Below are 9024 nucleotides of genomic sequence, written 5' to 3' on the forward strand. Positions count from 1 at the left end.
GGGGGCGTGTCTGGGACCGATCGATGGAAGCTGATCACGCACGCGGTGCGGGAGGCGGGGCGGCTGGGCGTCGCGGAACTCGCCGCGCTCACCGGCGCCTCGGAGATGACGATCCGCCGCGACCTCGACGCGCTCGCGCGCCAGGGCGTGCTCGAACGCTACCGGGGCGGGGCCCGCAGCCTGGTGCCGCGCGGCGAGGAGGAGCCCTTCGCGGCGCGCGCCCGCGAGGGCAACGCGGCGAAAGCGCGTATCGCCGCCGAGGCGGCGGCGCTGCTCGCGGACGGCGAGGCCGTCGTCCTGGACAGCGGTACGACGTGCGTCGAGGTCGCCCGCGCGCTCGCGGGCCGCCGCCTGACCGTGATGCCGCTCTCGCTGCACGCGGCGCACGTCCTCACCGAGCGGTACGAGGGCGTCGAGCCCCCCGCGACCCGCCTCCTCCTGCCCGGCGGGGAGCCGCGCCCCGGCGAACTCGCCCTCACGGGGCCGCTGACCGAGACCTCGCTCGCCGCCCTCCGCTTCGACACGGCGGTCCTGGGCTGCTGCGGCCTCACGGCGGCGGACGGGCTCACCGCGTACGACCTCGCGGACGCCGCCGTCAAACGTGCCGCGATCGCCTCGGCCCGCCGCGTCGTCGCCGTCACCGAGGGCGCCAAGCTCTCCCGCACCGCCCTCGCCCACGTCGTCCCCGCCTCCGCGCTCCACACGGTGGTCACCGACGAGGACGCCCCACCCGAAGAGGTCGCCGCGCTCACGGCGGCGGGGGTGACGGTGCTGACGGTCACGGGGGCGGAGAGCGGCTGAGGCACGCGGGGCCGCTCTCCGCCGAGGCGTGTCGGGCCGGCTGCCGCCGCGGGGCGCGGGACCCCGCGGCGCTGAGGCACACGTCACTGCCGCCCCTCAACCGCCCGCCCGCGGCCTCCCGTTCACCTCCCCGCCCCCTGCGGTTCTCCCGCGATGCACCCGCCGTTCTCATTGCCTCCTCATACGCCGCTGGTTACGTGGCCGCGGCCGGTCGGACCACGACGTACGAGCGAGGAGGCGCATGGTGTTCCTGTCGAGGGCAGCCACGAGAAGGAAAGCGGAGCGGGGGACGCGGACCCCGGGCGCGGCGACGTTCGCCGCCGACACCCCCGCTCCCGGCGCGGCGGAGCCGCTCCACGTCGCCAGCCGGTTGCACGCCTTCAACCGTTTCGAGCTGAAGTACCTCGTCCCGGTCGAGCAGACCGCCGAGATCCGCGCGGAGCTCGCCGAGCGGATGGACGCCGACGAGCACAGCCCGGTGGGCGGCTACGGCGTGTGGAGTCTCTACTACGACACGCCGCAGCTCCGCTTCTACTGGGAGAAGATCGAGGGCCTCAAGTTCCGGCGCAAGCTGCGTATCCGGCACTACGGGGACCCCGACGGCGTGACCGACGACTCACCCGTGTGCGTCGAGATCAAGCAACGCGTCAACCGTGTCACGCAGAAGCGCCGCATCACGCTGCCGTACGGCGAGGCACGGCGGTTGTGCGACGGGCGTGAGCTTGTCGCGCACTCGCCCGGCGAGAGCGCCTTCGTGCAGGAGGTGCTCGACCTGGTGGTGCGGCTCGATCTGCGCCCCACCGTGATCACCGGCTACCAGCGCGACGCGCTCGTCGGCCGCGACGCGGACACCGGTCTGCGCGTGACCTTCGACCGGCGGATACGCGGCAGGGACCGCGACTTCCACTTCGGCACCACCACCCCCGAGAACCGCTTCACCCTCCCACCGCACATGACGGTCATGGAGATCAAGGTGAACGAACGCACACCGCACTGGATCACGGACCTCGCGGCGCGGCGCGATCTGGGCCTCGTCCGCGTCTCGAAGTACGTGCAGTCGATCGAGACGTTCGGGCTCGCCCCGCGCTCGGTCTTCCACGTCCGTGAGGCGGACTGCCCGCCCCCTTTCACCGCGAGCACCACCGACACCCCCGCCACAGACACCCCCACCGCAGACGCCCCCACCGCCGAGGAACAGCCGCCCGTGAAGCGGCCGGCGCCACACGACGCGCCGTCGAAAGCAGGAGCACAGTGAACTTCGATCTCGATCTCCAGGAACTGAGCGGCACGTTCAGCGTCGCCGATGTCGTCGCGGCGATGGCCCTGTCCTTCGTCCTGTCCGCGCTCATCGGTTTCGTCTACCGCTACACGCACCGCAACGTCTCGTACAGCCAGTCCTACGTGCAGACGCTCGTCCTCGTCGGGATGGTCGTCGCCCTCATCATGCTGGTCGTCGGCTCGAACCTGGCCCGCGCCTTCTCGCTCGTCGGAGCCCTGTCGGTGGTCCGCTTCCGCAACGCGGTCAAGGAGACGCGGGACGTGGGCTTCATCTTCCTGGCCATGGCGATCGGCATGGCGTGCGGTGCCCGCTTCTACACGCTGGCCGCCGTGGGCGCCGTCGTGATCTGCGCCGTCGTCCTCGTCATGTTCAAGTTCGACTGGTTCGCGCTCAACGTGCAGCGCCAGGTCGTCAAGGTGCAGGTCCCCGCGGGCGACGACTACACGCCGCAGATCCGTGACGTCCTCATCAAGTACACGACGGAGTTCGAGCTGGTGAGCACGGAGACGATACGCGGGGGCGCGCTCAGCGAGGTCTTCTACACCGTGCGGCTCAAGAAGGGCGCGGAGCCGGGTGACGTGGTCAACGCCCTCCAGGAGCGCACCTCCGGACAGCGTGTCACGGTCCTGACCGGTTACGACACCACGGACCTGTGATGGGCGGCGGCACGGAGCCGGGCTTCCCCGGACGCGAGCGGCGAGCCGCGCGGCTGCGGGACCGGGTGCCGGTCAGGCTCCGGCACCACTGGAAGCCGGCCACCGCGCTCGGCGTCGGGCTCGCGGCCCTCGTCGTCTTCCTCGGTGACGCGCGTGTCTCCCCGTACGTCACCTCCGCCTCGCGCGCCGAGGCGGACGCCGTCACGGACGACGTCAAGGGGACGGTGGGGCTCTACGACACCTCGGCGAAGCACTCGATCCAGCTGACGTACGAGCAGGCCGACTTCGACAAGATGATGAAGGAGTTCAAGAAGGACGGGACGAAGGACTACATCGAGGCCGACCTCACCATCGACGGCGTCTACCTCAACGACGTCGGGGTCCGCCTCAAGGGCAACTCCACGCTCTCCTCGCTGCGCGGGACGAAGGGCGCACAAGGTGGCGGAGGCGGCTTCCGTCCCGGTGGGGGCGCGGGGAACGACACGCGCGGCGGGAGCGGCGCGGGCGGGGCCGGAACCGGGAACGCCCCCGGTGGCGGCCAGGCGCAGCGGGCCGGTGGCGGTCCCGGTGGAGCGGGAGGAGGCATGGTGCAGTACGACCTCTCCGCCGCCAAGCCGGAGGAACTGCCCTGGCTCGTCAAGATCGACGAGTTCGTCGAAGGCCGCGCGTACCAGGGAGAGCGGGAGATCTCGCTGCGTCCGGGGAGCAACGAGCAGGTCCCGCTCAACGAGGCCCTGTCGCTGTCGCTTACGACGAAGAGCGGCCAGAAGGCCGAGCGGTACGGATTCACCGAACTCAAGGTGAACAACCGCCCGGCGGCGACGCGGCTGATGGTCGAGGCGCCCGACACCGACTACGCCGAGGGCGTCGCGGACGGGAACGGCGTCCTCTACAAGGCCAGGGCGAACGGGAGTTTCGACTACCAGGGCGACGACCCGACCGACTACGAGGACTCCTTCAAGCAGCTCAACAAGGTGGGCAGCCAGGACCTCGAACCGGTCATGAAGCTCATCAAGTGGGCGAACAAGGCGTCCGACGAGGAGTTCGCCCGCGACCTCCACACCTACGTGGACGTCGACTCGTTCGCCCGCTACGTCGCCGCGCAGAACCTCCTGCTGAACTTCGACGACATGGCGGGCCCCGGCAAGAACTACCTGCTGTGGTACGACCTGGACACGAAGAAGTTCTCCGTGCTGGGCTGGGACTACAACCTGACCTTCAGCGGCACCGCCTCGACGGGACCGGACGACGAGGTCGGCATGGGCGGCGGCATGCCGGGCGGCACCACCGCGAAGAACGGCACCGCCACGAAGGACGGCACCACCGCGAAGAACGGGGCGGCGCCCGAAGGAGCGCCGGAAGGGATGCCCACGGACTTTCCCGGCGGTGCGCCCGGCGGGTCCGGTGCCGAGGCGGGGGACGGCGGCATGGGCGCCCGTACGGGACACGTCCTGAAAACCAGGTTCCTCGCCTCCGCTGCTTTCGACGGCGTCTACCACGACGCCTATCGCGAGCTCTACGAGAAGTTCTACGGCTCGGGCACGGCGACGAAGGAGCTGAAGTCGATCGCCGCGCAGGCCCGTGCGGCGGGTGGCGCCTCGAAGGCGCTGGACAGTGCCGTGACGAAGCTGACGAAGAGCGTCGGCGACCGCGCGGCGGCCCTCGCCAAGGACAAGGAGGTGACGGGCTGAGCCCGGCCCGTCGACGGACCGGGCCCCCGGCCGGTCGCCGTACCCGTCCCCGTACCAGGAGGTGCCGTCCATGACCGTTGCCCGCTCCCCCGTCACCGGGCACACCGTCCTCGTCGTGGAGGACGACGCCAGCATCCGCACCCTGCTCACGACCGCGCTCGGCGCGGCCGGCTACACCGTGGCGAGCGCGGCGGACGGGCAGGAGGCCAGGTCGCAGGCAGGCCGCCGCAGGCCGGACCTCATCGTTCTCGACGTCATGCTGCCGGACACGGACGGCTTCCGCCTCACCCGCGAACTGCGCGCCCAGGGCGTCTACACGCCGGTGCTCTTCCTCACCGCGCGGGCGGGGGTCGAGGATCGCATCAGGGGGCTCGGTTCGGGCGGCGACGACTACGTCACCAAGCCCTTCCACATCCAGGAGGTGCTGCTCCGCATCCGCGCCATCCTGCGCCGCGCGGGGGCGCCCGCCTCCACCGCGCCCGTGCGGCCGCCGCTGCGCTACGCCGGTCTCGCACTGGACGAGCACACCCACGCGGTGGAGCACGCGGGCCGTCCGCTGCGCCTGTCCCCCACCGAGTTCCGCCTCCTCGCCTGCCTCCTGGCGCGCCCCGAACACGTCCTGGAGAAGGCGGAGATCCTTCAGCAGGTGTGGCGGTACGACTTCTCCGGCGACACACGGATCGTCGACACGTACGTGAAGAACCTGCGCCGCAAACTCGACCACGCCGACGCGCCCCCGCTCCTCCACACCGTGCGCGGCGTCGGGTACTGCCTGCGGCTGCCGCGCGACGAGCGGGACGCCGGTGGGCGATGAGCCCGGGCGTCCGCGCGCGACCGCCCCTCGCCACCGCGTCCCGCGCCGCTTCCCCCGCGTCCCGCGCTTTCACCGCCGTGCGCCGCCTGCGGCCCCGTTCGCTGCGCGCCCGGCTCGTCCTCCTGGCGACCCTGCTCGCCACGAGCGCCGTCCTGCTGTGCCAGCTCGCGGGGCTCGCGGTGCTGCGCGGCTGGCTCACCGACCAGATCGACGAGCGGCTCTCGCGCTTCCGGCCGCCGCCGGGGGTCTACGAGGACCTCAAGGCCGGCCGACAGCCGCACGACCCCGGCCCCGAGGGCGCCCTTCCCTCCGACTACCGGGTGTTCTTCTACGACGCGAAGGGCCGGCTCTCCCGCACGCGTCTCGGCACCGGCGACGGGCCCGGACCGCGGCTTCCCGCCCGCTCGGCCGGGCTGCGGCTCACCGCCGCCCACCCCGGCACGCTGCCGTCCGGAAGCGAGGGCGGCTCCGGGTGGCGGGCCGTCACCTTCACCGGCCCGGGTGAGGTGCGGACCGTCGTCGCGCTGCCCATGGACACCGTCGACGGCGCGGCGACGAAGCTCCTGTGGCTGAGCCTCGGGCTCGGGCTCGCCGTCTGCGTGGGCGTCGTCGTCCTCGGCGGCGGCGCGGTGCGCCTCGGGCTGCGCCCGCTCACCCGCGTCGAGCACACGGCCAGGCACATCACGGGAGGCGCGCTCGGGCTCAGCGTGCCGGTCGCCGACCCGGACACGGAGGTCGGCCGGCTCGGCCTGGCTCTCAACACCATGCTCGACCGGCTGCGCGACGCGCTGCGCCGTACCGAGGCGTCCGAGACCCGGCTGCGGCACTTCATGGCGGACGCGGGCCACGAACTGCGTACGCCGCTCACCGCCGTGCAGGGCTTCGCCGAACTGCTCCTCGACGAGCCCGGGACGCCGCCGGAGCGGCGCGCCGAGGCGCTCGCACTGATCGCGGCGAACGCCGACCGCATGAGCCGCCTCGTCGACGACCTCTTCCTCCTCGCCAAGCTCGGCGACACGCCCGCGGCGCACCGCGAACCCGTGGACCTGCTCTCGCTCGCCGCCGACGCCATCGCCACGACCGCGATCCGCCATCCGCACCGCGCCATCGCCCTGGAACCCCTCACGGCGTCCCCCGCGCACGACCTCGACGTCATCGAGGCCCCCGGTGATCCCCATCAACTCGCCCAGGTCCTCGGCAATCTCCTCGCCAACGCGTGCGTCCACACCCCGCCGGACAGCGCGATCACGGTACGGGTCGGCGCGCGCGACGAAGCCGGAACCGCCGTCTGTGTCGTCGAGGTCGCGGACGACGGCCCTGGCATCGCGCCCGAGGCCGCCCCGTACGTCTTCGACCGTTTCTACCGGGCGCGACCGCCCGGGGCCGCGGGCCCCTCGGCCGCGTCCGGACCCGAGGGCGGGGCCCATGGCGGGGCCGAGCCCGGTTCCGGCCTCGGCCTCGCCATCGCCTCCGCCATCGCGACGGCCCACGGCGGTCGCCTCACGCTCGACACCCGGCCGGGCGCGGGCTGCGTCTTCCGCCTCGTCCTGCCGGAGTCCGGCGCGCCCGCGCCGCCCGTACGCGGGGCGGGGTGACCGCCCGGACGCGGGGGCTCACCTTCTCGATCGCCCCGCCCCGGCCGGACGCCGGGACATGACGCTGACTTTTTGTCCGCGCGGCCTCCGGGCCGTGGCGGAGTACGTGCGCGACCTCGGCGGCCGTGCCCTTCGGACGACCGGGCGAGGTGGTCCCCCGTCAGAACACGGAGCACGCGAGGGAACGTCCGCCCCGCGCCCCCGCCGCTCGGCAGCCCCGTACCCCCGCCCGACCCCCGTGCCCGCCCCCGGCGGACCCGTGAAGCACTGGGTACGTCGAGCCGTTCCGTGGCGACGGCGCCTGTCACGGTGAGGGCGAGATCGTGGGGTGCCGGCGCCGGGTGACGGGGATTCCTGGCCGTGCGCCCAGGTCTCCATGAGCCGCGCCGTGACCATCGAGGCGGGGGCCATGCGGGTGTCGGTCCCCGCGATCCTCGTCCCGTCGGGCACGCGCGCGAGCGCGCCGGCCGTCCAGGAGCGCGGCGGGCGCGGAACGGAACTCCTCCGCGCGCTCCTCGGCCGGGCCCCGGCGAAGCGGCGAAGTCCGCCACGGTGCGCACGTTCGTCGGCCTGCCCCCCACGAGCCCGGCGCGGGTGACCGGGTCCGGGCCGGAACAACGGGACGGCGCGGGGGCGCGCGGACACGCCCGCCCCTCCCCCACCTTCGCGATATGCCCGTTTTGTGCTGATATGTGAATTCGCCGCGCCTCCCCCCGCAGGACCCCCGCACGACCCCCGCGGTTCTCCCCGCGTCCACCCCCTCCGCCCCGTCCCGCCCCTCCGCGCCTGGAGAAGCCACGTGAAGATCGCCTTCCTGATCAACAACGCCTACGGCATCGGCGGCACGATCCGCTCCACCGCCAACCTCTCCCGCGCCTTCGCCGACCGCCACGAGGTGGAGGTCGTGAGCGTCCACCGCTCGAAGGACACCCCGGCGATCCCCTTCGACCCCCGCGTGACGATGACGACGCTCATCGACACCCGCCCCGGCTCCCGCGCGCTCACCACGGGCCCCCTCGCGCAGCGCCCCAGCACGATGTTCCCCGGGCCCGCCGCACCGCGCGTCTCCGCCGCGATCCCGTACTCGGCGCTGCACGACGACCGCATCGGCGGCTGGCTCCGCACGACACGGGCGGACGTCGTGATCGCGACCCGGCCGGACCTCAACGGCTACCTCGCACGCGACGGGCAGCGCCGCTGCGTCCGCGTCGGGCAGGAGCACCTGAGCCTCGCGGGGCACAGCGACGCGGTCCGTACGGCGCAGAACGGCGTGATCGGGCGGCTGGACGCCTTCGTCACCGTCTCCGAGGCCGACGCCGCCGCCTACCGCGCCGCCCTCCCCGACGTGCCCACGCGCATCCGCTGCATCCCCAACGGCGTGCCCGCGCCCGTCGTCGAGGGCTCGGCGCGGGACGCGGACGTGATCGTCGCGGCCGGGCGGCTCATCCCCGTCAAGCGGTACGACCGCCTCGTCGACGCCTTCGCGCGCGTCGCCGACGCGCACCCGACGTGGACGCTGCGGCTGTACGGGCGCGGCCCCAAGCAGGCGCAACTGCGCGAGCGGATCGACCGCCTGGGCCTCTACGAGCGGGTCCAGCTCATGGGGTCCGTCGCGCCGATCGAGACGGAGTGGGCCAAGGGCTCGATCGCCGCGGTCTCCTCGGACAAGGAGTCCTTCGGGATGACGATCGTCGAGGCGATGCACTGCGGCGTCCCCGTGATCGCCACCGACTGCCCGCACGGCCCCGGCGAGATCATCACGCACGACCGCGACGGCGTCCTCGTCCCGCTCGACGCGGGCGTGGAGGGCTACGCGCTCGCGCTCCACCGGCTCATGAGCGACCGTGAGCTGCGCGACCGGCTCGCGGCGGGGGCGCTGCGGCGCGCGGCGGACTTCGCGCCGGAGCGGGTCGCTCAGCGGTACGAGGACCTCTTCCACGCGCTCGGCGCCGGTCGCGCCCCGGTACGGGCCACCCCTGCCCCGTGGTGGCGCAGGCTGCGCGCCGCGCTCCTGCCCGTACGGGCGACGCCCTCGCGCCGTGCGGCGCAGAGCCGCGTCCTCGCCTCGGCACGTTCGGGGGCGGACGGCGAGATCGTGTTCCGCTTCCCCGCCGGGTCCCTCGCGTGGGGCGAACTCGACCTGCTCGTCCGGCTGCGCCGCGACCCGAAGGGCCGCGAGGTGCGCGTA

Annotated in this window: 7 protein-coding genes; all 7 read left to right on the forward strand. The window is 73.4% G+C overall.

Annotated elements, in window-relative coordinates:
• Nucleotides 1-6 precede the first annotated feature (6 nt).
• Nucleotides 7-801: a DeoR/GlpR family DNA-binding transcription regulator gene (locus G3I42_RS08775; protein WP_164284014.1), complete on the forward strand. Its 795-nt coding sequence runs from the start codon at nt 7-9 to the stop codon at nt 799-801.
• 241 nt (nt 802-1042) lie between these two features.
• Nucleotides 1043-2056, forward strand: a complete 1014-nt coding sequence (locus G3I42_RS08780; protein WP_164284015.1) for a polyphosphate polymerase domain-containing protein — start codon at nt 1043-1045, stop codon at nt 2054-2056.
• Nucleotides 2053-2736: a DUF4956 domain-containing protein gene (locus tag G3I42_RS08785; protein WP_164284017.1), complete on the forward strand. Its 684-nt coding sequence runs from the start codon at nt 2053-2055 to the stop codon at nt 2734-2736. Before G3I42_RS08780 ends, G3I42_RS08785 begins: the two co-directional genes overlap by 4 nt.
• Complete coding sequence (locus G3I42_RS08790; RefSeq protein WP_164284019.1) at nt 2736-4427, forward strand: CotH kinase family protein; 1692 nt, start codon at nt 2736-2738, stop codon at nt 4425-4427. The genes G3I42_RS08785 and G3I42_RS08790 overlap by 1 nt, the downstream gene beginning before the upstream one ends.
• A 70-nt stretch (nt 4428-4497) precedes the next feature.
• On the forward strand, nt 4498-5241 hold the full coding sequence (locus G3I42_RS08795) for a response regulator transcription factor (RefSeq protein WP_164284021.1): 744 nt from the start codon (nt 4498-4500) through the stop codon (nt 5239-5241).
• Nucleotides 5238-6836, forward strand: a complete 1599-nt coding sequence (locus G3I42_RS08800; protein ID WP_164284023.1) for a HAMP domain-containing sensor histidine kinase — start codon at nt 5238-5240, stop codon at nt 6834-6836. The genes G3I42_RS08795 and G3I42_RS08800 overlap by 4 nt, the downstream gene beginning before the upstream one ends.
• A gap of 799 nt (nt 6837-7635) precedes the next feature.
• The coding region (locus G3I42_RS08805) for a glycosyltransferase (RefSeq protein WP_164284025.1) at nt 7636-9024 on the forward strand (1389 nt) is incomplete at its 3' end.

It is taken from the genome of Streptomyces sp. SID11385 (genome assembly GCF_010548245.1).
GTDB lineage: Bacteria > Actinomycetota > Actinomycetes > Streptomycetales > Streptomycetaceae > Streptomyces.